The sequence below is a fragment of the Ruegeria sp. ABV4_181 genome (genome assembly GCF_056158465.1).
This window is the reverse complement of the sequence record NZ_JBSWTI010000002.1, coordinates 400,385-424,623: the sequence shown is the minus strand read 5'-3', so window position 1 is coordinate 424,623 and position 24,239 is coordinate 400,385. Positions and strand designations below refer to the sequence as shown.

Genomic DNA, 24,239 nt, shown 5'->3' with positions numbered 1-24,239 from the left:
CCGCCATGGAAATGCCACCGCCAAACCCCGACGTGCTGCGCCGCAAAACCACGGTTTTGCAACGGCTGCTGACGGTGCTGCCCGAAGATGCGGTGATCCACGATCCGTCGGAAACGCGCGCCTATGAATGTGATGCGCTGACCGCCTACAGATGCCCGCCGATGCTGGCGGTGCTGCCGTCCACGACGCAAGAGGTGTCTGACGTGCTGCGCATCTGTAACGAGGAAGGCGTGCCAGTGGTGCCGCGCGGCTCGGGCACGTCGCTGGCGGGCGGGGCGCTGCCGACCGCAGATTGCGTCATTCTGGGTATTGCACGGATGAACGACGTGCTTGAAACAGATTACGACAACCGCGTCATCCGCGTGCAGGCCGGCCGCACCAACCTGAGCGTGACCGGCGCGGTCGAGGAAGAAGATTTCTTTTACGCACCCGATCCCTCGTCGCAGCTGGCCTGTGCGATTGCCGGCAATATTGCGATGAACTCGGGCGGGGCGCATTGCCTGAAATACGGCGTGACCACCAACAACCTGCTGGGCGTGACCATGGTGATGATGGATGGCAGCGTGGTCGAAATCGGCGGCGCGCATCTGGATGCCGGCGGGCTGGATCTGCTGGGCGTCATCTGCGGGTCCGAAGGGCAGCTGGGCGTCGTGACCGAGGCGACGTTGCGCATCCTGCGCAAGCCCGAAGGGGCGCGGCCCGTTCTGATGGGCTTTGATGACAATGAGGTCGCCGGGCGATGCGTGTCGGATATCATCAAATCGGGCATCCTGCCGGTGGCCATCGAATTCATGGATACGCTGTGCATCAAAGCCTGTGAAAACTTCGCCCATGCGGGCTATCCCGACTGCGCCGCGCTGCTGATTGTCGAGGTGGAGGGGTCCGAGGCCGAGATCGATTATCAACTGTCGAAGATCATCGAGATTGCCAAACGCCATAACCCGGTCGAGCTGCGCGAAAGCCAGTCAGATGAGGAAAGCGCGAAAATCTGGCTGGGGCGCAAGTCAGCGTTTGGGGCGATGGGCCAGTTGAACGACTATATGTGTCTGGACGGCACGATCCCGGTCTCGTCGCTGCCCGAAGTGCTGCGCCGGATCGGCGAGTTGAGCGCCGAGTACGGTCTGCCGGTGGGCAACGTGTTTCATGCGGGCGACGGCAACATGCACCCGCTGATCCTGTTCGACGCCAACAAACCCGGGGATCTTGAGAAATGCGAGGCGTTTGGCGCCGACATCCTGAAACTCTGCGTGGATGTGGGCGGCTGTCTGACCGGTGAACATGGGGTGGGCATCGAAAAGCGGGATCTGATGACGCATCAATACGCGCCCGCCGATCTTGAGGCGCAAATGGCAATCAAGGACGTGTTCGACCCGAATTGGCTGCTGAACCCCGCCAAAGTATTCCCGCTGGAGGCATCCGATGCACGTCGTGCGGCCCGGATTGCGGCCGAATAACAGGCTCTAACACAGAAGAAACGCGATGAGACCAGAGACAGAGGCCGAACTGGCCGATATCGTGGCCGGGCTGACAGATCCGGTGCGCATCACGGGTGGCGGCACCCGCGGCATTGCCGGGCCGGGACCGTGCCTTGAAACCGCTGGTCTGAGCGGCATCACTCTTTATGAACCCGGTGCGCTGACTCTTGTGGCGCAGGCCGGAACGCCCGTGGCCGAGATCGAAGCCGCGTTGGAGGCCGAAGGCCAGCAACTGGCGTTTGAGCCGATGGATCACCGTGACCTGCTGGGCACCAACGGGGAGCCGACCATCGGTGGTGTGGTAGCCGCCAATGTCTCGGGCCCGCGCCGCATTCAGGCCGGGGCCTGCCGCGACTTTCTGCTGGGTGTGCGCTTTGTCGACGGCACAGGGCAGGTGGTCAAGAACGGCGGCCGGGTGATGAAAAACGTGACCGGCTATGATCTGGTCAAGCTGATGGCCGGGTCCTGGGGCACGCTGGGTGTGCTGACCGAAGTGTCGCTGAAAGTGCTGCCGAAGCCCGAGGCAACCGCCACTCTTGCTGTTCAGGTTCCAAACGCCGAGACTGCCGTTCAGGCCCTGTCCGCCGCGCTGAAGTCGCCGTACGAGGTCAGCGGTGTGGCCTATGATCCCGACCAGGGATGCGCCCTGCTGCGGGTTGAGGGGTTTGCAGATTCGGTCACCTACCGGGCCGGGCAGTTGCAGGTCGCCCTGTCCGGCTTCGGCGATACGGCCCGGACGGACGACCAACCTGATCCGTGGCGTGCGGCGCGCGACGTCAGCGCTTTTCATGGGCAGGGCGGCGATGTCTGGCGCATCTCGGTCAAACCGACGGATGCGCCTGCCGTGGCCGCACGTCTCGATGCGGAGCGGACTTTGTTCGACTGGGGCGGCGGCCTGATCTGGGCGCTGATGCCCGCTGATACCGATCTGCGCGCCCGTTTGGGTGCGTTCGATGGCCACGCGACGCTGGTGCGGGCCAACGCCGCGACCGCCGAGGCGCTGGGCCGTTTTCAGCCCGAACCGGCCCAAATTGCGGCTCTGACAAAGGGAATTCGGCAGAAATTCGACCCGCGCGGCGTGTTCAACCCGGGACTGATGGGATAATCCGATGCAGACGACCTTCACCGAGACACAACTGCAGGACCCGGCGATCCGGCGCTCGAATGACATCCTGCGCAGTTGCGTCCATTGCGGGTTCTGCACCGCCACCTGCCCGACGTATCAGGTGTTGGGCGATGAACTGGACAGCCCGCGCGGGCGCATCTACCTGATCAAGGACATGCTGGAAAATGACCGGGTGCCGGACGAGAAGACGGTCAAACATATCGACCGCTGCCTGTCCTGTCTGGCCTGCATGACCACCTGCCCGTCAGGCGTGCATTACATGCATCTGGTCGACCACGCGCGGGACTATATCGAACGGAATTACAAACGGCCTTTCACGGATCGCGCGCTGCGCTGGGTGCTGGCGCAGATCCTGCCCTATCCGACGCGGTTTCGCTGGGCGCTGATCGGGGCCAAGCTGGGCCGTCCGTTCCGCTTCCTGATGCCCGATGCGCGCCTGCGGGCGATGCTGGATATGGCGCCGAAACAAATCCCTCCGGTCAGCCGCAACGACGACCCGCAGAGTTTTGCCGCCGAAGGCCCGCGTCTGAAACGGGTGGCGCTGATGACGGGCTGTGCGCAAAAGGCGCTGAACACCGATATCAACGACGCCACGATCCGCCTGCTGACACGGCTGGGCTGCGAGGTCGTGGTGGCCCGGGGCGCCGGTTGTTGCGGCGCGCTGACCCATCACATGGGCAAAACCCGCGACAGCCACAAAGCCGCCGAGGCCAATATCAGGGCCTGGACCGCGGAAATGGACGACAAGGGGCTGGACGCCATCGTCATCAACACGTCAGGCTGCGGCACGACGGTCAAGGATTACGGGCATATGTTCCGCAACGATCCGTTGGCGGCAGATGCGGCGCGGGTATCGGCAATCGCAATGGATGTCAGCGAGTTGCTGGTGCAACTGGACCTGCCCGAAGGGGAACCCAAGAGCCTGACCGTGGCCTATCACGCGGCCTGTTCCCTGCAACACGGTCAGGGGATCAAATCGCATCCCAAGAACCTGCTGAAAACGGCCGGATTTCCTGTGTTAGAGCCTGCTGACAGCCATCTGTGCTGTGGCAGCGCCGGCACGTATAATCTGATGCAGCCCGAAATCTCGGGCAAGCTGAAGCAACGCAAGATCAAAACGATCGAGGCGAAAAAACCCGATGTCATTGCGGCAGGCAATATCGGTTGCATGATGCAGATTGGTTCCGGCACCGACATCCCCGTTTTGCACACGGTCGAATTGCTGGATTGGGCCACAGGCGGTCCCATGCCCCCTGCGTTGCAGCCTGGCCAAGCGACCAGACCGGCGGTTCCGGTTCTCAGATAGGCGCGGCTGATGCAGGGGTGCATCAGGTGTCGGGTGAAACCCGGCGTTGCGTATCCGCCCTATTTTCGCCTCACACGGCGCATAGGAAGATTACCTGACAGCAACGCCGGAGAACCGATTGCGAAACTGGATCAGGGCTATTGCGCTGGCAATGATGCCAATGGCCGCCATGGCGCAGGACAGCGGGCTCAAAAGCCTGGAAACCACCGATTCCGGGCGGGCGTGGATGGCCGTTGGCCGTCTGAACATCAATGGCGCGGGTTTCTGTACCGGCACGCTGATCTCTCCGACGCTGGTTCTGACCGCTGCGCATTGCCTGTATGACAAGGCGACCGGGCAACGGATCGATCTGTCTCAGGTCGAGTTTCTGGCCGCGTGGCGTCTGGGCCGGGCTTCGGCTTATCGGGCAGCGCGTCAGGCAGTCATTCACCCCGATTACCGGTACAGCGACCAGGGCTCTGCGGCGCGGCTGGGCAGTGACATCGCGCTGATCGAGCTTTGGCAACCCATTCGGAACACCACCGTCATCCCGTTTGAAACCGGCGACCGGCCGCGCCGGGGGGCCGAGGTGGGCGTGGTCTCTTACGCCCAGAACCGGGCCGAAGCCCCGGCGCTGCAAGAGGTGTGTTCCGTGATGACCCGCCGGTCCGAAGTTCTGGTGATGTCCTGCGATGTGGAATTCGGGTCCTCGGGCGCGCCGGTCTTTTCCTTTGACGGCGACCGCCCGCGCGTGGTGTCCGTGGTGGCCGCCAAGGCCGAGTTCAACGGGCAGCGCGTCTCTGTTGCCACCGCGGTCGAAGGCTCTGTTCAACTGTTGCAGGCCGAACTTACCGCGGGGCGGGGTTACGCTGCCTCTTCGTCGCAGGGCGGGGCAAACCGCAATATCGGTGCCCGGTTCATCAAGCCATGACGCGGCTCCTGATCAGCCTTCTGTTCAGCCTTGCGATCGCATCGACGATGGCGCAGGCGCAAAGCGGCAAGCGTAAGCTGACCGACCGTGACGACCTATACGGGTGGGAGGCTGTCGGACGTCTGGATATCGGCAGTCAGGGGTTTTGCACGGGGACATTGATCGCGCGCGATCTGGTCCTGACCGCAGCCCATTGCGCAATCGAACGGAGCACCGGTACGCCCTATGCCCCCGGCAAGGTGACCTTTCGCGCCGGGCTCAGCGACGGCAAGGCCCTGGCCGACCGCAAGGTGGTGCAGATCGCGATACATCCGGGTTATGTGAACGGCCCGGTGCTGTCGGCAGACACCGTCAGATCGGATGTCGCCCTGATGCGGCTGGAACAGCCGATCCCCTATTCCGTCGCCGACCCCTTTGCCCTGCACAGCGGGAATGTCGCGGGAAATGAGGTCAGCATCGCCTCATACGGGCGCGGCCGGTCCGAGGCGATCACCCGCGAACGGTCCTGCCGTATTCTGCAACGGCGGCAGGGTCTGATCACGTTCAACTGCGACATTACCTTTGGCTCGTCCGGTTCTGCCCTGCTGGCGCGAAACGGCCCGCGCTGGCAGATTCTGTCGGTTGTGTCTGCCGTCGGATCCGATGGCCGTCAGAAGGTGGGATTCGGCATGGAACTGTCTGGCATCGTTGCCGAACTCAAGGCGATCCTGCGTCGGGATGCGCCGCAGCCCAAGGCCGCGATCCGTCGTCTGCAGGTCGGGTCGGGCAAATCGGATTCAGGCGCCAAATTCATCAGCTCCGGCGGGGGTTGAACTCGGTCAAACCGCTACCCATGTGAACTGTATCGGGTTGCCGCAAACGGGGCCCGGGATACTTCACCGCCCGTCCGATCGGAGGGCAAACGTAGATCGCTCTGACATGAGGATATGACACATGCGTACATTTGATTTTGCACCGCTGCACCGCGCCACCATTGGCTTTGACCAGATCGCCGACATGATGGACCGCGTTCTGACCAACGACGTGGCCCAGCCCAGCTATCCGCCCTACAACATCGAAAAAACCGATGCCGACACCTATCGTATCTCGGTTGCTGTCGCCGGTTTCGCCGAAGCCGATCTGTCGGTTGAAGTGAAGGAAAACGCGCTGATCGTCGCCGGCAAGAAGGCCGCCGAGGATAAAGAGCGCAGCTATCTGCACCGTGGCATCGCCACCCGCGCGTTCGAGCGCCGCTTTGCTCTGGCTGACCACGTGCGCGTCACCGGCGCGAGCCATGAAAACGGCATGCTGAACATCGACCTCAAGCGCGAAGTGCCCGAAGCGCTGAAACCGCGCCGGATCGAGATTTCTTCGGCCAATGCCATCGAAAAGGATGTGGTCGACGCCAAGGCCGTGAACTAAGGCGGTCGATCACCACGCCGCGATGATCTTCTCCTCTCTGGGTCATCGCACCATGCGCCCCGCGTTCCTCCAGACGCGGGGCGTTGTGTTTTGGGCGTGGATTGGGGCGTGGAATGCCCAATTTGCAGGGCAAAGCAAGCGCTTATTAATTGGCCTGAAGGGCTAGTGCCGTGTCAAAGAACGCGATGATTTTTTTATTGAAAATCTTGTGAAAGGCACCCCGATCAAAGCCATCGGCGTCCACACACAGTCTGTTCCACAGTTTGGGCTTAATGTCCCTAAGACGTGAATCGCATTCGACTAGAAAGGCAAAGTGCCCGGCGTTTTCGACAATATGAACTTCCGGTGCATTCGGTAGATTAGCAGCAATGTTCGCCCCGTTTGTATCATGGGGAACGCTGTCATCAATAGCGCCGGACCAAATCTGGACAGGCATAGTGACGTTGGACAAAGCTGCTTTGTCAAAGCTGTAGCCGAACCCCGGTGCCGAAATACTCACCGCAGAAATTCGTACATTGCCGGCGACAGCACGTATTTGCGGTCCGATTTCTGAGGGATTGACTTCATTCAGAAATCCCATTCGGCACGTGTATTCGTTTGGTACATAGGCGCAATGTTTGGCCGCCAAAGAAAAATCGGGAATGGCGCCGGCGGCGACGAGCGCAGTGTAACCGCCCGCCGAAAAGCCGAAAACGCCGATCCTGTCTGGATTGATGCGATCCGCATGTGTCCAGTCGGACAGCATGTATTTGATTGCGTCCGAGATATCCGCCGGACGAGATACCAGCCATTCAGCAGGAGACGCATTGCCAGACTTGCTATTGTCACCACGATGCGTCGGAGCAACTGCGATATACCCGGCTTCGGCCAACGCAAGAGCGGTGTCCGCGTGCCCTCCCATCCAGCCGTTATTCCCGTGCGACAGCAGAACCAAGGGTAGGCCATTCCCCTCGACTTGGCCACCAAGCGCCAACGCCTGACGGAAAGGCGTGTTTGGTGACTGCGGAATAGGAGAGGAGGACGGATACCAGATTCCGATGTCGATTGGCGGTGTGGTTGGGATCGACTTTCGCTCAAATCCGGCTGCCTGCAAGTGCACAGGGCAGAGAACAAGCGAAATGCTCAGGAGCAACTTTAGTCGCATTCATCTCAACTCCCATTAAGCCTAAAAAGACAATACATGTGACCCCTCACTCGGCAAATGCTGAAAAGGGCGCAAACCCGCCAACAAAAGAAAATGCCCCGCGCGGTTCGCGCGGAGCCCATCAGCAAGGTGGGATGAAGATCAATTCCCGGCCGTTACCGACCCGATCGACCAGAACATCGTCTCGCCCGAGGCATCGTCGACGCCGTCATTGTCGGTCATTACAAACGCCTCGCCCGAGGGCAGAATGGCCAGACCTTCGATCTTGTCCAGAACGTAACCGCCGGTCGAGGTCAGGTCGGGCAGCAGATCGCGGACCTCTTCCTTGCTGACCACGGGCAGAGGGCCACCCAGCGGGGCCGGGGTCATCTCGGACAGAGGGATGCGGTAAATCTTTTTGGTCACGGCGCGGTGGTCATGCTGATTGTCGCGTTCGATCACGTAGACATGGTCGCCGAAGGCCACGATTTCCGACAGGCCAACCCAGCCTGTTTCCGGGTCCGCCTTGGGATAGTGCACAGCGCCCCATTCTTTGGTGTCCAGATTGTAGGCAACCAGTTTTACGTGATTCTCGGGATCGTCCTTCCACTCACGCTGAACGGCCAACCACAGGGTGTCGCCAACCTTGGTGATACCCTCAAAGCCAAAGCGTTTCTCGACCGCCATCAGTTCCGCTGGCAGGCCGATCTCGCCCTTGCGGTCCTTGATCAGACCATCGGCAGACACATGATAGATCGCATGCGGGATGACGCGGTCGGTACGGCCCTCGGAGGCGACGTAGAAGCCACCCTTGCCGTCCAGCGTGATACCTTCCAGATCCAGCTTCTGCGCCGGGTTGCCATCCTGCCGGTGGATGCGGATCACGTCTACGATGCGGGCCGGGGTCTGGCTGGGGTCGATCTTGAAGATCGACGGCTGGAAACCGTAGAAGCTGTCATTGACCGCATAGATCATGCCGTCCTCATCCGCGACCAGACCAGAGAGGGCGCCCCAACCGATCAGTTCGTCCGCGCCTTCCGAGGTCAGATGCGGGTAAGCAGCGGGCGCATCCTGATATTCAAAGATCGACACATGCGCGCGGGGGCCGCCATCTTCAATCAGGTCCTTTTCGTTGGCCGAGATCAGCAGGTTGCGCTCTGGGATCGCCACATAGCCTTCGGGACCGACGCCAGAAGGCAGCAGCTGTTTCAGAACCGGGTTTGCTGGATCGGTGGCATCATAGACACCCACGACCGATGCGCGCTCGGCCCCTACAAAGATCATCGGCGTACCGCCAAAGGTCGCTGCGGTCACGCTTTCGGGCTCGACCCCTTTGCTGTCCGAGCGTTTGTCGGGGTAGTGGCCGATCTGAATGATCGCCTTTTCGAACTCGGTGCCGTTTTCGTAAACAACCGTGCCGTCCTTGTGGAAGATCGTCCAGCCGCGCGAGCCGCCTTCATAGTCGCCTTCATTGGCGGTGGCGAAGTGGGTGTCGTCGATCCATTTCACCGCGTCCGGTTCGCGCAGGCGGCCCGGCTGGCTTTCGGTGAAGATCAGCGCGCCGCGTTCATCGGTGGCGTCGATGCCTTCCAGATCGACGCTACCGGCCGAGAAATGGCTGACCACATTGCCGTCCTTGTCGACAACCGCGATGTGGTTGTTTTCCTGCAGGGTGACGACGGTTTCACCAAGGCCGTTGATATCCACGAACTCCGGCTCGGGGTCGGTCGGCGCAACCTCGGCCAGACCGGTCAGCGAGGCCATCTTCATGCCCGCGCAATTCAACGTGCCAGCTTTCAGCGGCACCAGTGCTAGCGAACCGGCGGGCAGCTGCGGGATAACACCATCGTTCAGGTCTTCGTCACGCTCATTCTCGATCGCGACGGCAACAAAGCTGCCATCGGGGGCGATGGCAACGCTGTCGGGCTGACCGCCCAGATCGCAGGCGGCGGTTTCCGCCTTGCTCGCGATGTCGACAGAAATCAGCTTGCCAGATGGCGCGGTGTAGCTTTCCGACGTGTTGATGCCGACATAGGCCGTCTCACCAATGATCCCAACCGAAGTCGGCTCACCCCCCACATCCATCGCACCCAGCGGCGCGGGGTTCGCAGGGTCGGTGATATCGACCATGCCGATCACACCCAGCGGGCTGTCGGTATAGACCAGCGTCATGCCATCGGCGGTGGCCGCGATGATCTCAGGCGAGGTTTCGCGGTTGGTATCGGCCCCCTCAGCCATGTTCTTGACGACGGGGAAAGACGCAATCCGGTTGAAATTCATCTCTGCCACAGCCTGACCGGCGGTCAGGGCAAGGGCAGATGTCAGGCAGACAAAGCGCAATGACATCGGTGTTTATCCTCTCTGGGTTGGACGCAAGAGGGATGGCCGCCGTTCATTGCGGTTTTGTGACGGTTGCGATTCAGTTTGATGACAAGCGCAAAAAGAATGGCCACCGCCTAAAGGCGATGGCCGGATCAGATCAGACCGACAGGCAGACGTATTTCATTTCCAGATAGTCTGCCATGCCGTGGTGGCTGCCTTCGCGGCCCAGACCGGATTGCTTGACGCCGCCGAACGGGCCCAGCTCGGTCGAGATGATGCCGGTATTCACGCCGACGATGCCGTATTCCAGCGCCTCGGCCACTTTGTAGACGCGGCTGAGGTCATTGGCATAGAAATACGACGCCAGACCAAAGATCGTGTCATTGGCCATGGCGATCACGTTGTCTTCGTCTTCGAACCGGAACAGCGGGGCCAGCGGCCCGAAGGTCTCGTCCTGCGCCACCAGCATGTCCTGCGTGACCCCGGTGACGATGGTGGGCTGAAAGAAGGTGCCGCCCAGATCGTGGGGCAGGCCGCCGGTCAGAACCGCGCCGCCCTTGTCGGTCACGTCCTTGATGTGTTCTTCGACCTTGGCGACCGCGTCATCGTTGATCAGCGGACCGGTCGTGGTGCCGTCGCTCAGACCATCGCCCACTTTCAGCGCCTCGACCGCAGCTTTCAGTTTGGCGGCGAATGCGTCGTATACCCCGGCCTGCACATAGATACGGTTGGCGCAGACGCAGGTCTGACCGTTGTTGCGGAACTTGCACAGCATCGCGCCTTCGACGGCGGCATCCAGATCGGCATCGTCGAACACGATGAACGGTGCGTTGCCGCCCAGCTCCATCGAGCATTTCATAACCTGATCCGCCGCCTGGCGCAGCAGAATGCGCCCCACTTCGGTCGAGCCGGTAAAGGTCAGCTTGCGCACGCCCGGGTTCTCGCAGAACTCCTTGCCGATCTCGCTGGCCCGGGACGAAGGCACCACGTTGAACACGCCAGCAGGAATGCCAGCCTGTTCCGCCAGCGCGGCCAGCACCAGCGCCGACAGCGGGGTTTCCGTCGCCGGGCGCGCAACAAAGGCACAACCTGCGGCCAGCGCCGGCCCGGCCTTACGGGTGATCATCGCGTTGGGAAAGTTCCAGGGCGTGATCGAGGCCGCAACGCCAATGGGCTGCTTCATTACCATGATCCGTTTGTCGCGCTGGTGGCCGGGGATCGTCTCGCCATAGACCCGCTTGGCCTCTTCTCCGAAGAATTCGATGAAGGATGCGCCATAACCGATCTCACCCACGGCTTCGGCCAGTGGCTTGCCCTGTTCGGCGGTCAGGATCTTGCCCAGATCCTCGGCGTTTTCCATCATCAGATCGTACCAGCGCCGCAAGATTGCCGCGCGTTCCTTGCCGGTCAGCTTGGCCCATTCCTTTTGTGCAGCCTCCGCCTGTGCGATCGCCCCGGCGACCTGCGCGCGGCTGACATCCGCCACCTCGGCCACCACATCGCCGCGTGCCGGATTGGTGACGGCAAAAGTGCCGTTATCCCCATCCACCCACTGGCCGCCGATATAGGCCCTGGTCACCAGCAAGCCGGGATTCTTCAGGATGGATTTCAGGTCGGTTGTTGCGTCCAGCATGGGTCGGCCTCCGGCAGGAATTGTGTCCCGCGCACACAAGCAGGTGGCGCTGGAATTGTCTATGTCCACTATCGGCGGCAGATCAAGCCAGACCTGAGGCGGATGGCCTTTGTGCAATCCGTCAACACTTCCCGGATCAGGTCCCGCATCGCGCCTATCTTTTTCAGTGCGAGTTTGCCAAAGTCTGAATGATTTTCGGGCCCGAGGGGATGTAAATGGCCGTAACATTCCCTATCTAATTGGGTAATTAAGGAAAAAGGGGATAGCAGAGATGTCGAACCAGCAATTTGAAGCCTTGATCGAAGAGACTCAGGCGAAAGTGCGTGAAAGCCAGTCGCAGATCGAGGGGCTGACCTCGCGGATCGAGGCCGCGCGGGCCAAGATCGGCACCACTGAGGCGGATATCGACATCGAAAATGCCACGCTTGAGGACGTTCACGCCCATACCGAGGTGATGAACGCCAATATCGCCGAGCTGATCATGGGTCTGGACGACGTCACCAACGCGTTCTCCAAGGATTTCGACGAAATGCGCTCAAAAACCGGGTGGGAGAGCTTTGTCGGCATCTTCGCCAAGGCCAAATCCGAGTCGATGCGGCAGGAGCGGATGCGCACCGCCAATATCGACGACAAGCTACAGGACCTGATCGCCAAGTCCGACGTGATCGTGAAGCTGCTGGAAGGGCAGCTGTCCGTGCTGGAAGAACAGCGCGTGAAGGTAGAGGACAACCTGACCGGCACGCTGGACGACCGGGAGGCGACCGTGGCCGAGCTTGAGGCGCTGCGCGCTGAAATTCAGGGCATGGACCCGGCCATTATCACGCTGGAAAACAAGATCAGCGTCGAACAGGACGCCGCTGCACGGACCCAGTTGGAAACCGAACTGGCCGAGTTGAACAAGCAATACAACGCCAAGGTTCAGGAAGAGCAGGTCAAACTGGCCAAGTCCCAAACGCTGGAGCGCTATATCGAAAAGGGCAAAACCTGGGTCGATTCATTGCAAAATCAGGCGGCGACGCAGATGGTGCTGATCAACAAGCTGCAGACAGACACGCAACAGCGCGTGGTGCTGTATGACGCCCTGACCAAATCGCTGAAAACGGCGCAGCAGCAGGACGTGGCCCACCGCATCAACGAGATCGGTGTGCAGACCGACCAAGAGGCGCAGACGGCGATGGCCGCCATCGGCACCGCGACCAACCAGAAAATGGCCGACATGCTTGAGGCGCATGAGGACCACATGGTCTTTGCCCGCGACGTGCTGGAGAAAAAGGCCAAGGCGGATGAACGCTTTGCCCGCCGGTTCGCCTCGATCGTCGAGAAGCATGATAAGAACTTGTATGGCGGATGAACTCGAGAGTGATCACAACGAATGCCATTTTTCTTAGAGCAAGATAGCAACAAGACTTGGGTTGAGCGAAACGGTGAGCTTGTTTGGGGCGCAATTGGTCTCGTATTCCTCGCATTCTTTCTGACGATGATGGTGAATGGGTTTTATCTGTTGTGCGGCGTTGGCGTTATCGGCGCTTTGTGGTCGGCCTATCGATTGGAAATGTTCCGTAGGTCGCAAGGCATCAACAGCGTACCCACAAGTGCCGACGGCGATTACGTTCAGCCTCCCAATCTAAACCTGACCGATATTGGTGGCGGTGATGCATGACTGACCCCACAAAAGACCATGTGGGACTAACCGACACCTTCGCCTCGCGCCGCTATTTCCGCAAATTCGAGGTGATCACCGTCCACCTCCTGCGCGTGGCCGCAACGATGGAGGCGGAGGGCGCGATCTCGAAACAAGAGGTGCGGATCGTGTCGCGCTACCTCTCGGGTCTGCTCTACACCTTCCGTGCGCTTAGCATGAAGTACCTGCTGGTCGGGCGTGATACGGGGCGGTTCTTTGGCAGCCTCGCCATGGATAAGCGCGACAGCGGATTTCCGGTGGCCGCCGAGCTGCTGACCATGGCCAATGACGCGCAGCAGGCGCAGGTGCATCTGGCGAATATGCCCACGGAAGACGACCTGAAAACCGACATGGTCCGCACCATCATCGGCGACCGGGAAATCCCCACCAAGCTGCAATTCGCGCTGTCCCAAAGGCTCTACTACGAGGAATTGCTGAAAGGTCAGCTGTTCTGGGCCCGTAACGATCCCGAATGCCACTGGATCGGGAATGAGGGCGAACGGCGCAAGTTTTTGATCCACTGGGCCGTCTATGATAGCCAGATCAACCTGCCGGTCATCTACCTGATGCAACTTGAGGACAGCGGCAAAACCGCCCTGCCCAAGGACCAACGCCGCTGGCCCGAAGTGCAGGCGCATCTGATGGCGCAGTCTCTGGGCGGGTTGAAACTGGTGACCATCGCCAAAGGGTTCGATCAGGATTTCGACGACCTGCATCCCAAACACCTGCGGCGCATCCATGTGGGGCCGATGTATTCCTCGGCCTATACCGAACAATCTGGCCCGCTGCGGCAGGTGCTGGAGGACGCGCAGTCGCCCGAGGGGCAGGACTGGGCGCTGGCCTGGACCACCGAGGAACTGGAAAGCGAAGAGGTCATCGAAGAGCGCGCCGGGTGGTTCTCGACCGTTGAGCGCGAGGTCTTTACGCTCGACCCGTTTGGCGGGCAAGGGGCCGAAACCGGGGCCACCCGCACCCAACGGTCTATCATCCTGCCGCAACGTCCGTTTCAGGTTTTGGCCGAACGCAACCCGCCAGGCTTTGGTGATGTGCGCAAGTTCGTGGTCAGCAAGTCCGGGCAGGTGTTGAGATATTGAAGACAGCAAAGGCGATTTTGAGATGAGTTTGACGTCAGATCTGATGGAATTGCGCGAAGCCGACATTCGCAAGCATTATCCCGCAGCGACCGCCTTGCTGAACGGGTTCGAGCACGCGCCGCGCATTGCCAAGGCGGTTGAGGCGGCGGTCGAACGATCCCCGGGTGTGTCCACCGGCCGGCGTTTCCGTTCCACGACGCCGGGGTTGGTGACGCGCCGAACCGTGCGTGCTGACGGGGTGCATCTGGTCGAACGGATCGAGGCCTCGGATGATGGCGATACGCTGGTCTCGCCGCCTCAGGCCACCACGCAGCAGGCCATCCGCCGTGCCATCGCCATTGCTCTGGCCGTGGCCGAGGCCTATGCGGAACAGACCCCTCTGGCGGATCTGAAGCGGGCGAATCTGGCCGGGGATTTGCCCGCCGCCCGCAAGACCGAGTTCTCGGAACTTCTGACGGCTGAAGCTCTGATCACTACGCATGTGTTTGGCAATGCGCTGGCCTATCTGATGTCCTCGCATCTGGGCGAAACCACCGTTGATATCGGTGAGATCGAAGAGGTCCTGACCGACAATGGCCAGCTTGCCCTGCACGGCGCGCTGTGGGAGTTGGACCAAACCCTTGCCAAACACGCCCCAGATGACGCCCATCTGATCGCGACCACCAGCGCCTATGCCGAGCAACTGATGGAAAAAGCCTCCCTGCGCGCCCAGTCCGCAGGCCAACTGGCCCCGTTCCAGAACGCCGCCTGGCATATCGAGGCCGACGATCTGACCATCCGGGGTTTTGAGCCGGCCTCAAAAGCCAAATCCACCACCCTGACCATGACGTTCAAGAAGCCGAACGAGGTGGTCGGCAACCATATCGCGAAATATCAGGCGATGAAGCTGGCCAAGATGGTGATGGCTTATGATTTCGACCGCCGCCTGAACCCGTTCGCCGAGCTTGGCGGGTTCATCTTTACCTTCATGGGTGACGGCAAGCCAGGCACCGGCAAGACCACCCTGATCCAGATGATGGCCGGGCTGATCAACGACTATTGCCAGAATGCGGGCTATCCGTTCCGCTATCAGAACCTGAGCACCGACAATATCGACAGCTATCAGGGCAAATCCGGCCAGAACGCCAAGGCGTTTATCAACACGATCATCGACCCCTCGGTCATCGGCTTTGGCACCATCGACGATATCGACCAGCTGGCGGGCAAACGCGGCGACCGGCAATCGTCCGCCGGGCAGTTGGAAATCACCGCCGTGCTGATGGAGAGCTTTGCGGGCGCCAACACCGTCGTGCGTGGCAACTGCACCTTTGGCATGTTCTCGAACTACCCCGAGAATGTGGACGACGCCCTGCGCCAGCGGGCGGGCGCGCGGTTCCTGGTGGACGGCCCGCAGACGCGCGAGGATTATATCGACATCCTGCACCTGCTGATGGGTCGCAACCACGACATCCCGCTGGGCGAACACGAAGCTTATGCCGCGCAGGAAATCAAAAAGGCCGTCGCCGCCAGTTTCGAAAGCCATTCCCGCCCGCATGAGGACGCCTTGTTGCAGGTCTATGACCGGGTGTCCGGCGATATCGGCCAGATGGACACGATCGCCAAGTTAGGCACCTACCTCAAGGCGATCCAGCAGGCGGATGAGCGCTTCACCGGCCGCGCAATCAAGAACATCACCGACGCGGTCAAGGTCCGCGCGATGGATTTCGAACTGCCCGACGAGTGGATGGAGAACCCCGACCTGTTCCTATTCCGAGACTACGACACCAAGAAGACCATGATCGAGGACCTGCGCCGGCCGATCACGGTCGAGATGGTGATCCAGGAGATCAACCGCTACGCCGACAGCGAGTTCCGCTATGCCGACAAGAGCGACGAAGTCGCCATCGAGAACGCCGTCCGCGAGATGGGCCGGATGGAAGAGGCAAAGCGGCGGTATATTGAAGGAAAGAACATTGGATAGAAAATTTGTTATTGAGGCCGAAGGTTACCCGGAAATGTCCGGGATGATGTTGGTAACCGTCGAAGCTATGAAGCAGATAGGTGGCTCAGCGAGTATTTATGAACTGGACGAGAAGGTCGCCGAAATCGAAGGTGTTTCTGAGGAAGAACAATCCTTTATGATGACTGGAACCAATCAGGGTCAGCCAAGATTGAACTATTATCTGGCTTGGGCTCGAACCTTTTTGAAGAAGGGTGGTGCCCTCGAGAATTCCGCTCGTGGTATTTGGGCGTTAACTGAGTTCGGAAGTACGATTGAAACGATTGGCGATACTCAGAAAATAATCGACCAAGTGAACGAGGAAGAAAAAGCTAGAGCTCGCGAGCGACGGAAGAAAAAACAACAAAACGGTGACGAGCCCGAATTGTTTTCACCTACTGATCATACTGGAAAAACCGAAGAGACGCCCGACACAGAGACCTGGAAATCCAGGTTGCTCTCTACTTTGAAGCAAATGGATCCTTACGCCTTTGAGCGTTTAGCACAGCGTTTGCTTCGGGAAGCAGGTTTTACCAAAGTCGAGGTTCGAGGAAAATCCGGTGATGGTGGTATCGATGGTGTTGGCGTACTTCGCGTGAACCTCGTTTCATTTCAGGTGTTCTTTCAGTGCAAACGTTACAAAGGAAGCGTTGGATCATCGGAAATTCGCGACTTTAGAGGCGCGATGATGGGACGAGCAGACAAAGGACTTTTCATAACGACTGGAACTTTCACCGCGCAAGCATCTGATGAAGCCACGAGAGATGGGGCTACCGCGATTGACCTAATTGACGGAGATCGACTGTGTGATTTGCTCAAAGAAAATGAACTCGGTGTTGCGACAGAAATGATTGAGGCGGTCACAATCGATGAGAAGTTCTTTGCCAGCGTTTAGTATTAAACCAAAAGAAGGAAGATCCGCTTAGTGATCCGCCTCATCAAAAAAGGCCTGATGTTCGGCAACCTCGTCCACATCTCCAGCCCGGCTCTGGTCGAGCGGTATAACCGCGCGTTGCAGCAACTGGCGGGCAAGACCACAGCGCTGACGGATTTTCATGTCGATATTTCGGGCTATTCGCCCGAGGTGGGGATTGAGCTGGAGGAAGAGCTCTACCTCAACCCCAACGGGGTCAACCGGCAGTTCATTCTGCTGACGACCGAGCAGAAACGCGCGCCTTTGCTGAACGTAAAATTCTCGACCTCGCGCGATATCCTGCGCGAATTCATCGACATGAACGAGGCGCAGCTGTTCGCCCTGACCGCCACCGATGCGGTGGCCGGAGAGCTGGTGAACTCGGTCATCAAACTCACCACCCCGCGCGACCTGCTGAACCTGCGCAAGATCGAGATCGAGGCCGACACTGCCGGCGGAACGCTGCGCAAGGCCCAGCAATTGGCGGGCATGGTCGAGCAGTTCAAAACCGAAGAGGATGCCTGGTTCGACGATGTGCTGATCGCAAAAATGATCGAGACGGCCAAGGAAACCGGCGACGTCACCCGCAACCCCGTTCGCCTGCACCATACCGCGTTTGAGCAGCGCAATTTCTGGACGGCGCATTACGGCGGGCTGTATCTGTTTCCCGATCTCGACCATCCGGCGGCGATCTGCATGGGCGACAAGCCCGACGATCTGCCGATAAAATACACATTCGACCCGTCGCAGCGGAACCAGATCGCCAAGTTCCTAGGTTACAATGATCTGGTCGAAACGATCATTGAAGCGCGTGGTGTGGATGCCGCCGCGATCCTGCAACAGAAGATGGATTTCCTGACCGTCGACGCCGCGGCGGATGCGGGCGTCGACTTGACCGGGCTGGACCGGGGCGACATGCGGCGGCTAGCCCGCAATCATGCAGATCGACTGCCCGAAGCCTATCACGGGCTGGCTCAATTGCTGCGCTGGGCCAGGGATGGCGGTCCGTGGCCGCGTATCACCTCGGATCATCCGGCTTATTTCTACACGCTGCGCGCCGCCGATACGCCGCATCGCGATCTGGTGAACATGCTGCTGGCCGAGCTCGCCCCGCTGGACCCGCGCCAGATGTTCATCTGCCATAAGGAATTGTTCTATCGGACCTATGCGACCTGGACGGAGGCGAAGAAAGCCTATGTTGCCGACTTCCTCGCGCGCGAGTATCAGGTGGACAAGGCTGGCGCCCGCGCGGCTTTATTCGGCCATGAGCCGGACATGAGCGGTGAAGACCGGGTCAGCGATGCGGTGATTGCCCGTGTCGGGCCCTGGGGCGCGGTGAGGAAAGGGTAAGATGTTCGGAGCGTTACGCCTGTTTCTGATCCTGCTGGTGATCCAGACGATTGCATATTTTGCGCTGTCTCTCTATTCGCGCAACGTGCGCCGCCGCAAGCTGGAGACCTGGTGGGACGAGAAAGGCAAACAGGGCAATAAACAGGCATTTGTCGAACGTGGTCTGCACGTTTATGACAATTCGTTTCGGCGCAAACTGATCCTGGGCGTCTATATTGTGCCTTGGGTGGCGATTGGCGCGCTGATCTATATTGTGAATTACATGTGAGGGTTACGGCATGGCCTTTCTGAAATGGGCGTTCATCATCGTTTTCTGGGGCACGATCGCCGTGATCCTGCAATATTCGCTGCCGCAGCGCGATGTCGTGCGGATCGTGAACACCTATGAGGAACGGCAGGACCTGAATGACTGGACCCGGATCTTCTGGTCCGAGCCTGATGATCAATCCACCAGCCTGTCAAACCGCGACGTGCAATTCATTCAGGCCGTGCGCGCAAACGGCAAGCCGATCGTCTACCGGAATGAGGACACAAGCTGGGGGTGGCCGCCCTATTTCAAATTCGACACCGCGAACCTGTATACCGAAGCCAATGACGCGATCTCGGACAAGGATGACCCGGACTGGGTGGTTGTCACACATTACGGGTGGCGAAATGAGTTCATGTCGATCTTTCCCAACGCGGTCTCGATCAAACATGTGGAGGGGCCGGATGTGCGGCTGATCCCGTGGTTCAACATCATTTTCCTGACCGTGTTCTTTGCCATTGTCTGGGCGATCTGGGTGCGTTGGCGCCGGTTTCGGCAACGTCGCATCGACCCGATGCTGGAAAGCGTCGAAGACGGGCTGTACGCCGCCGGTGACGCGATCGAGGAACGGGGCAGCAGGTTCAGGCGCTGGCTGGACAGTTGGAAGGCCAAGTGACGGCACAGGTTATCTGATCCCGAGATTCCCTTGGTGTCAGGCGGGCTATCGCACGACGAACTCGGCATGCAGGGCACCCGCGGCCTTGATGGTTTTCAGAATGTCGATCATATCGCGGGGGGACACGCCTAGCGCGTTCAACCCGGCCACGACCTCGGACAATGTGGTGGCTTCGGGTATCTCGGCCAGACCAGTGCCTTCCTCTTCCTCGATCCCGGCGATGGTGCGGGGGACAATGACGGTTTCGCCGCGTGCAAACGGATTGGGCTGCACGGCAATGGGCGCTTCTTCCACCGTCAGGGTCAGGTTGCCCTGTGACACGGCCACGCGTGAGATGCGCACCTCCTGCCCCATGACGATCGTGCCCGAGCGCTGATCGACAACAACCCGGGCCTTGGTTTCGGGTTCGACCAGAATATTCTCGATCCGCCCTAGCGCATGGGCCGTGGAAATCGACTGAGTTGCTGCGATGTTCAGCTCGACAGTGCCGGAATCCCGCATGATGGCGACGGCCCGGTTGAACTCGGTGTTGATCGCGGCCTCGATACGGCTTGCGGTGGTAAAATCCGGCTCCCGCAGGGCCAGCCGCATCTGCGTCAGGGCAGACAGGTCAAAATCGATTTCGCGCTCGACCCGCGCGCCGGACGGGATCACCCCCGATGTGGGCACGCCCCGCACGACCGAGGCGGCCTCACCTCCGGCGACCGCGCCACCGGCCAGAACCGTGCCCTGCGCAACCGCGTAGATCTGGCCGTCCGCCGCATTGAGTGGCGTCATGATCAGGGTCCCGCCCAGCAGGCTTTTGGAATCCCCGATGGCAGAGACGGTCACGTCGATCTGCCCGCCAACGCGCGCAAAGGGCGGCAGGCTGGCCGTCACCAGAACGGCGGCGACATTCTTGGGGCGAAAATCCTCCCCCGTGACATTCACGCCCAGCCGTTCAAGGATGTTCGACATGATCTCTTCGGTAAAAGGCGCGTTTCTCAGCCCGTCGCCGGTACCGTTCAGCCCGACAACCAGACCGTATCCCACCAGATCATTGCCCCGCACCCCGTCGAAATCCACAAGATCCTTTAGCCGGATCGTGCCGGCGGACAGCATGGATGGCAGTAGCACCAAAAGGAAAACCAGAACCCTCATCTCAGGAAATTCACCAGCGACAGGTTCGCGTTGCGAACGGTGACGGAATACAGGCTCTCTAACTGAAACTGGACAGTCTGAAGCTGCGCAGCCGTGTCATACGGATCGGCGGCGATCAGTTCGTTCCGGCTGTATTCCAGGCTTGTTCGGGCCGCGCTGTTGCGCGAGGCGGCCTGCTCGATCCTTGCCTCAGCCGCGCCGACCTGCGCGCGCAGGTTCACGACCTCGTTCTGGGTATTGGCCAGATCGACGCCCAGCTGTGTGAACAGGGCGGTGCGCTGGTCCGGCGGTAACGCAAGGGCGTTGTCAGATACCACGGCGGCGACGGCAATGTCCCGCAGAACGTCCTTGATCGCGGGATCGGTTGCGGTGAGAGGCAGAGAGACCGATTCATGTTCGGAAATCTGCATCGGTGCCAGCGATGTGCCCGAACCCTGATAGATCACCGCATCAAAACCCGCCGGGTCGTTGAACCAGTCCTCGGCGGTCTGGCGGATATCAGACGCTGTCGTCAGACCGGTCAGCTCAGCCTCTAATGCAGTCATTAGCGTGCCTGCCGATGGCAGCGGCGACACGTCCGTGGCCACACCCGAAAACAGGCTGCGCCCGCCCGAGCGCGTGTTCAGCGCGGACATGATCGTATCCAGCTCATTCCGGGCCTGCACAGACGCGTTTTCATGCGAAACAGCCTGATTCGATGTTCCAAAAGACAACAACGAAGCGGCGAACTCGGTTACCGAGTCGTTCACGGTGGTCAGGCTCAGCTGCATGGCGTCGGTGAACCGGCCAGCCTCGGCCGTCGAGACCTTGAAGGCGTCCAGCCTGGACAAGCTGCGTTCCAGATCCAGAAGGTGCGAATAGTCGCCATCCAGACGGCCAGACACATCCTGCACCTTCCCCGAAGACAGTTCGTAGGACAGGGTTTCGATCTGAGTTTTGATTTCCGTTGATCGGGTTCGCAGGGTCATGCCCCTGGCAAGGTCACCGATAGACGTCATGTTTATCATCACAACCTCAACAATGTATCCATCAGCTCATCCACCACCGAGATGATCCGAGCATTTGCGGCATAGGTCTGTTCGATCTGCATCAGGCGCTGCAATTCCTGATCCGTGTCCACACCCCGTTCGGCTTCGATCTGAGCCATTTCCAGCTGGGCGCTGTTGGCAAAAGTCAGACGTTGGCGGGCGGTATGGGCCGCCGCGCCGGTTCGGGACAGCAGCGCTTCGGCAACATCGCCGGCGCGCATGTCACCGGTGCCAAAAACCGACCCAGCCACCGGCCTTGCATCGCCCAGAATGGCACTGAAGGCCCGCAATTGCGTGGCATCACCCGGGTTGCCGGGAACCGCCGAACCCAGCCCGGCACGCAATCGCCAGCTGTCGCCGCCGCTGTCAGGATCGACGATCGCGTTCAGGCTGATACGCCCCGCCAGCCCGGCCGGGGCAGTCACGTCGAACCGGTTGCCATCATCGGTGAACAGACCCGGATCCGTGGGCATCGCTGTCGGGTCCAGACCGGGGGTTTCGAACCGCTCGATCAGGTCGCGGGCAAGAATGTCCAGATGACCCTGTGCTTCGACGGCCAGCTCGTCGCGCACCTGAAACTGCGCCATCAGTGCCCCGCCGCGAATTTGCGCTGACTCTCCGCTGACGCGCACGGGGTTTCCGTTCATCTCCAACCCGGACAGCAGGCCGTTGGCCATCGTCATGTGGGGTTTGGTGTCACCGGTCGTCGCAAATGAGAACTCCGCCGCCGTGGATTCCAGCAGGATCAAACCGCCATCCGAATATAGCGAGACCTGATCGTTGGCCCGGGGCACCACATTCACAGCCACCAGTTCGTTGACCTGATCAATCAGTACCTGCCGTTGATCCAGAAGGGCACCGATGTCACCGCCCGCGTATTTGATTGCCGGGATCTTGGCGTTCAGCTCCTCGATGTCGCTGAGCGTCTGGTTCAGCCTGTCGACCTGCTTGCCAATCATGCGATCGGCGTCGGATCGCATCTGCCGCACCCCTTCGGACGCGGCGTTGAGGCTTGTGGCCAGGTCGCGCCCGGTGCGGGCGACCTGATCCAGCCGCTCGGCCGAGTCGGGCAGGCTGGCCGCGGTGATCAGGCTGCTGTCGAATTCCGCCAGCCGTGCCGCAAGCGATGTTGCGTCATCCGCGGACCCCACCAGGCTTTCCAACCGGCTGTGAAAATCGGCCAGGGCGGTCTGCTGCGCCAGATCCGCATCGGTTGCGCGGCGATTGGCGGTCAGGACCGGGTCCTGATGCCGAACCACTCCGACCGTGCGCACCCCATGGCCCGAAATCGTGTTTGTTGCCAGCTCCAGCGACCTGCGGGCGTAGCCGGGCGTCAGAGCGTTTGCGATATTTCCCGATACGACCGAGGCACCGCGGCTGGCGGCCGTCAGCCCGCCCAAAGCGTTGCTGAGTGCTGTCGACATGTTCATGAGGCAGGCCCCCTTTCCGGGTCAAAACTCAGATCAGCGTTTGATGTTTGTGGTTTCCTGCAGCATCTCATCCACCGTCTGAATAACCTTGGCGCTGGAGGAATAGGCGCGCTGGGTCTGGATCATCGAGGTCAGCTCGGTCGCGACGTCGGTGGTGGATTCCTCGCGCGCGAAGGAAACAAGATCGCCGGTCGGACCCTCGCCCGCGTTCCACAGAAAGAATGTCCCGCTTTCCCGCGACGGCGCGTATGTCTGACTGTCCAGCGCGGTCAATCCGTTCGGATTGGGCACATCCGCCAGCGGAATCTGATACATCCGGCGGCTGACACCGGTATCGTAGAACGCGTAGACATAGCCGTTTTCGTCGACCTGCACGCTGGTCATCGTTCCCACGGCCGAACCGTCGCGCGTAATCGAAACCGGTGCAAATGTATCGGATAGCTGTGTGATCCCATCCGCATCCCCGATCTGACCGATATTGATCTCCATCGGGCCGCCCGCGACGTTGACCAGAACGCTGCCGGTTGCCGGGTCGTAGGCACCACCCGATACCGCCGCGACACTGGCCAGGGTGCCGCCTGCCGTCCGGCTGTCGGTAAAGGTCAGGGTGTATTCGCCGATGACCGCACCGCCCGAGGCCGAATCGCGCAGGATCATGGTCCATTCATTGCTGGTTCCCGCTGCGGGCACAGTCGGCACAAGCTCGATATCCACGCTTTCGGATTTGCCCAGATTGTCAAAATATTCGACCGACAAGGGCTGAGTGTCCCCTGCGGCCCCGGCATCAGTGGCTGTTGCCGGCAGGTTCATGCGCAGGTTCATCTGGGTGGTCGGTGAGCCGGACAGTTGATTGACGCTCAGCTGGACGGGTTCCAGCGCCGCCGGCGTATCGCGCGGGACCGAGGGAATCGTGCCATCGGCATTTGCCCGCCAGCCCAGCAGGACAAGGCCAGATTCCGTCACCAGATACCCTTCCTCATTGGTGCGGAACGATCCGGTCGTGGTCAGCAGCATTTCGTTGGACCCGCCGGCGATCTGCGAGCTGGGGCGCACCGGCAGCATGCCACGCCCGCGTACCGCCAGATCGGTCGAGTTGTTGGTCGTGACCAGCGGCCCGCGTTGGTCGATCAGGCGCTGGCTGGTGGTTCTGACACCGCCCGCCGAATAGCTTCCGCCCTGGCCGGACGTCACCATCGAATGAAAATCCGTTTCAACCCGCTTGTATCCAAATGTCGAGGAGTTCGCGATATTGTCCGAAATAGTGGCCAGTCGGTTGGCATTGGCCTTCAACGCGGCCACACCGGCATTCAGCGAAGAGGAAATTGTCATTTGCACGCCCTTCTGTTGCGTCAATCCTTGATGCAACAGGTAACGCGTTGCGCCTTAACAGCGGGCTAACAGGTAAA

At 60.4% G+C, this 24,239-nt stretch carries 21 protein-coding genes; 14 read left to right on the top strand and 7 right to left on the bottom strand.

The window, feature by feature from the left end; translation table 11 throughout:
• Positions 1-5 precede the first annotated feature (5 nt).
• From ACXAC3_RS02180 to ACXAC3_RS02155, 6 genes are all read left to right on the top strand, one after another.
• Positions 6-1,454: an FAD-linked oxidase C-terminal domain-containing protein gene (locus ACXAC3_RS02180; RefSeq protein WP_475155417.1), complete on the top strand. Its 1,449-nt coding sequence runs from the start codon at positions 6-8 to the stop codon at positions 1,452-1,454.
• Between the two features lie 25 nt (positions 1,455-1,479).
• Positions 1,480-2,580, top strand: a complete 1,101-nt coding sequence (locus ACXAC3_RS02175) for an FAD-binding protein (RefSeq protein WP_475155414.1) — start codon at positions 1,480-1,482, stop codon at positions 2,578-2,580.
• 4 nt (positions 2,581-2,584) lie between these two features.
• On the top strand, positions 2,585-3,907 hold the full coding sequence (gene glcF, locus ACXAC3_RS02170; RefSeq protein ID WP_475155410.1) for a glycolate oxidase subunit GlcF: 1,323 nt from the start codon (positions 2,585-2,587) through the stop codon (positions 3,905-3,907).
• A gap of 118 nt (positions 3,908-4,025) precedes the next feature.
• The gene (locus ACXAC3_RS02165; protein WP_475155409.1) at positions 4,026-4,817 is read left to right on the top strand and encodes a trypsin-like serine peptidase; all 792 of its coding nucleotides are present in this window, start codon (positions 4,026-4,028) and stop codon (positions 4,815-4,817) included.
• On the top strand, positions 4,814-5,629 hold the full coding sequence (locus ACXAC3_RS02160) for a trypsin-like serine peptidase (protein ID WP_475155405.1): 816 nt from the start codon (positions 4,814-4,816) through the stop codon (positions 5,627-5,629). The genes ACXAC3_RS02165 and ACXAC3_RS02160 overlap by 4 nt, the downstream gene beginning before the upstream one ends.
• Positions 5,630-5,750: 121 nt before the next feature.
• Complete coding sequence (locus tag ACXAC3_RS02155) at positions 5,751-6,218, top strand: Hsp20 family protein (RefSeq protein ID WP_475155402.1); 468 nt, start codon at positions 5,751-5,753, stop codon at positions 6,216-6,218.
• A 145-nt stretch (positions 6,219-6,363) separates the two neighbouring features.
• On the opposite strand, the gene ACXAC3_RS02150 is transcribed toward ACXAC3_RS02155, so the two are convergent.
• The 3 genes from ACXAC3_RS02150 to ACXAC3_RS02140 form a co-directional block, all read right to left on the bottom strand.
• On the bottom strand, positions 6,364-7,362 hold the full coding sequence (locus ACXAC3_RS02150; protein WP_475155397.1) for an alpha/beta hydrolase family protein: 999 nt from the start codon (positions 7,360-7,362) through the stop codon (positions 6,364-6,366).
• A gap of 141 nt (positions 7,363-7,503) precedes the next feature.
• Positions 7,504-9,687: an esterase-like activity of phytase family protein gene (locus ACXAC3_RS02145; RefSeq protein WP_475155394.1), complete on the bottom strand. Its 2,184-nt coding sequence runs from the start codon at positions 9,685-9,687 to the stop codon at positions 7,504-7,506.
• A gap of 133 nt (positions 9,688-9,820) precedes the next feature.
• Entirely contained in the window at positions 9,821-11,296 is a 1,476-nt protein-coding gene (locus ACXAC3_RS02140; protein ID WP_475155391.1) for an NAD-dependent succinate-semialdehyde dehydrogenase, read from the bottom strand.
• Between the two features lie 271 nt (positions 11,297-11,567).
• On the opposite strand from ACXAC3_RS02140, the gene ACXAC3_RS02135 reads away from it, so the two are divergent.
• From ACXAC3_RS02135 to ACXAC3_RS02100, 8 genes are read left to right on the top strand one after another with little or no spacing between them, the layout of a single operon-like run.
• Positions 11,568-12,647, top strand: a complete 1,080-nt coding sequence (locus ACXAC3_RS02135; protein ID WP_475155387.1) for a hypothetical protein — start codon at positions 11,568-11,570, stop codon at positions 12,645-12,647.
• Between the two features lie 21 nt (positions 12,648-12,668).
• A complete protein-coding gene (locus ACXAC3_RS02130; protein WP_475155383.1) occupies positions 12,669-12,956 on the top strand; it encodes a hypothetical protein in 288 nt (95 codons plus the stop codon).
• Entirely contained in the window at positions 12,953-14,071 is a 1,119-nt protein-coding gene (locus tag ACXAC3_RS02125; protein WP_475155381.1) for a hypothetical protein, read from the top strand. The genes ACXAC3_RS02130 and ACXAC3_RS02125 overlap by 4 nt, the downstream gene beginning before the upstream one ends.
• Positions 14,072-14,093: 22 nt before the next feature.
• Positions 14,094-16,031 carry an AAA family ATPase gene (locus tag ACXAC3_RS02120; RefSeq protein ID WP_475155376.1) on the top strand — a complete coding sequence of 646 codons (1,938 nt, stop codon included), beginning with the start codon at positions 14,094-14,096 and terminating at the stop codon, positions 16,029-16,031.
• The gene (locus ACXAC3_RS02115; protein WP_475155371.1) at positions 16,024-16,944 is read left to right on the top strand and encodes a restriction endonuclease; all 921 of its coding nucleotides are present in this window, start codon (positions 16,024-16,026) and stop codon (positions 16,942-16,944) included. Before ACXAC3_RS02120 ends, ACXAC3_RS02115 begins: the two co-directional genes overlap by 8 nt.
• A 30-nt stretch (positions 16,945-16,974) precedes the next feature.
• Positions 16,975-18,312, top strand: coding sequence for a DUF6638 family protein (locus ACXAC3_RS02110; protein ID WP_475155367.1), 1,338 nt, complete (start codon positions 16,975-16,977; stop codon positions 18,310-18,312).
• Position 18,313: 1 nt separating this feature from the next.
• The gene (locus ACXAC3_RS02105; RefSeq protein WP_475155364.1) at positions 18,314-18,580 is read left to right on the top strand and encodes a hypothetical protein; all 267 of its coding nucleotides are present in this window, start codon (positions 18,314-18,316) and stop codon (positions 18,578-18,580) included.
• A gap of 10 nt (positions 18,581-18,590) precedes the next feature.
• Entirely contained in the window at positions 18,591-19,235 is a 645-nt protein-coding gene (locus ACXAC3_RS02100) for a DUF1523 family protein (RefSeq protein WP_475155362.1), read from the top strand.
• 45 nt (positions 19,236-19,280) lie between these two features.
• Here the strand turns inward: ACXAC3_RS02100 and ACXAC3_RS02095 are convergent, their stop codons facing one another.
• Genes ACXAC3_RS02095 through ACXAC3_RS02080 form a run of 4 tightly spaced genes read right to left on the bottom strand, consistent with a single transcriptional unit; the run spans position 19,281 to position 24,162 of the window.
• On the bottom strand, positions 19,281-20,375 hold the full coding sequence (locus ACXAC3_RS02095) for a flagellar basal body P-ring protein FlgI (protein ID WP_475155358.1): 1,095 nt from the start codon (positions 20,373-20,375) through the stop codon (positions 19,281-19,283).
• Positions 20,372-21,373 (bottom strand): flagellin, encoded by a 1,002-nt coding sequence (locus tag ACXAC3_RS02090; protein WP_475155355.1) that lies wholly within the window; start codon positions 21,371-21,373, stop codon positions 20,372-20,374. Before ACXAC3_RS02090 ends, ACXAC3_RS02095 begins: the two co-directional genes overlap by 4 nt.
• Positions 21,374-21,381: 8 nt before the next feature.
• Entirely contained in the window at positions 21,382-22,833 is a 1,452-nt protein-coding gene (gene flgK, locus ACXAC3_RS02085; protein ID WP_475155351.1) for a flagellar hook-associated protein FlgK, read from the bottom strand.
• Between the two features lie 33 nt (positions 22,834-22,866).
• A complete protein-coding gene (locus tag ACXAC3_RS02080; RefSeq protein ID WP_475155349.1) occupies positions 22,867-24,162 on the bottom strand; it encodes a flagellar hook protein FlgE in 1,296 nt (431 codons plus the stop codon).
• Between the last annotated feature and the right edge of the window lie 77 nt (positions 24,163-24,239).

What these genes read in the sequence shown, in the direction of transcription:
- ACXAC3_RS02180 (WP_475155417.1), top strand. Translation starts at nt 6, where the DNA reads ATGGAAATGCCACCGCCAAACCCCGACGTGCTGCGCCGCAAAACCACG.
- ACXAC3_RS02175 (WP_475155414.1), top strand. Translation starts at nt 1,480, where the DNA reads ATGAGACCAGAGACAGAGGCCGAACTGGCCGATATCGTGGCCGGGCTG.
- glcF (WP_475155410.1), top strand. Translation starts at nt 2,585, where the DNA reads ATGCAGACGACCTTCACCGAGACACAACTGCAGGACCCGGCGATCCGG.
- ACXAC3_RS02160 (WP_475155405.1), top strand. Translation starts at nt 4,814, where the DNA reads ATGACGCGGCTCCTGATCAGCCTTCTGTTCAGCCTTGCGATCGCATCG.
- ACXAC3_RS02155 (WP_475155402.1), top strand. Translation starts at nt 5,751, where the DNA reads ATGCGTACATTTGATTTTGCACCGCTGCACCGCGCCACCATTGGCTTT.
- ACXAC3_RS02150 (WP_475155397.1), bottom strand. Translation starts at nt 7,362, where the DNA reads ATGCGACTAAAGTTGCTCCTGAGCATTTCGCTTGTTCTCTGCCCTGTG.
- ACXAC3_RS02145 (WP_475155394.1), bottom strand. Translation starts at nt 9,687, where the DNA reads ATGTCATTGCGCTTTGTCTGCCTGACATCTGCCCTTGCCCTGACCGCC.
- ACXAC3_RS02140 (WP_475155391.1), bottom strand. Translation starts at nt 11,296, where the DNA reads ATGCTGGACGCAACAACCGACCTGAAATCCATCCTGAAGAATCCCGGC.
- ACXAC3_RS02135 (WP_475155387.1), top strand. Translation starts at nt 11,568, where the DNA reads ATGTCGAACCAGCAATTTGAAGCCTTGATCGAAGAGACTCAGGCGAAA.
- ACXAC3_RS02130 (WP_475155383.1), top strand. Translation starts at nt 12,669, where the DNA reads ATGCCATTTTTCTTAGAGCAAGATAGCAACAAGACTTGGGTTGAGCGA.
- ACXAC3_RS02125 (WP_475155381.1), top strand. Translation starts at nt 12,953, where the DNA reads ATGACTGACCCCACAAAAGACCATGTGGGACTAACCGACACCTTCGCC.
- ACXAC3_RS02120 (WP_475155376.1), top strand. Translation starts at nt 14,094, where the DNA reads ATGAGTTTGACGTCAGATCTGATGGAATTGCGCGAAGCCGACATTCGC.
- ACXAC3_RS02105 (WP_475155364.1), top strand. Translation starts at nt 18,314, where the DNA reads ATGTTCGGAGCGTTACGCCTGTTTCTGATCCTGCTGGTGATCCAGACG.
- ACXAC3_RS02100 (WP_475155362.1), top strand. Translation starts at nt 18,591, where the DNA reads ATGGCCTTTCTGAAATGGGCGTTCATCATCGTTTTCTGGGGCACGATC.
- ACXAC3_RS02095 (WP_475155358.1), bottom strand. Translation starts at nt 20,375, where the DNA reads ATGAGGGTTCTGGTTTTCCTTTTGGTGCTACTGCCATCCATGCTGTCC.
- ACXAC3_RS02090 (WP_475155355.1), bottom strand. Translation starts at nt 21,373, where the DNA reads ATGACGTCTATCGGTGACCTTGCCAGGGGCATGACCCTGCGAACCCGA.
- flgK (WP_475155351.1), bottom strand. Translation starts at nt 22,833, where the DNA reads ATGAACATGTCGACAGCACTCAGCAACGCTTTGGGCGGGCTGACGGCC.
- ACXAC3_RS02080 (WP_475155349.1), bottom strand. Translation starts at nt 24,162, where the DNA reads ATGACAATTTCCTCTTCGCTGAATGCCGGTGTGGCCGCGTTGAAGGCC.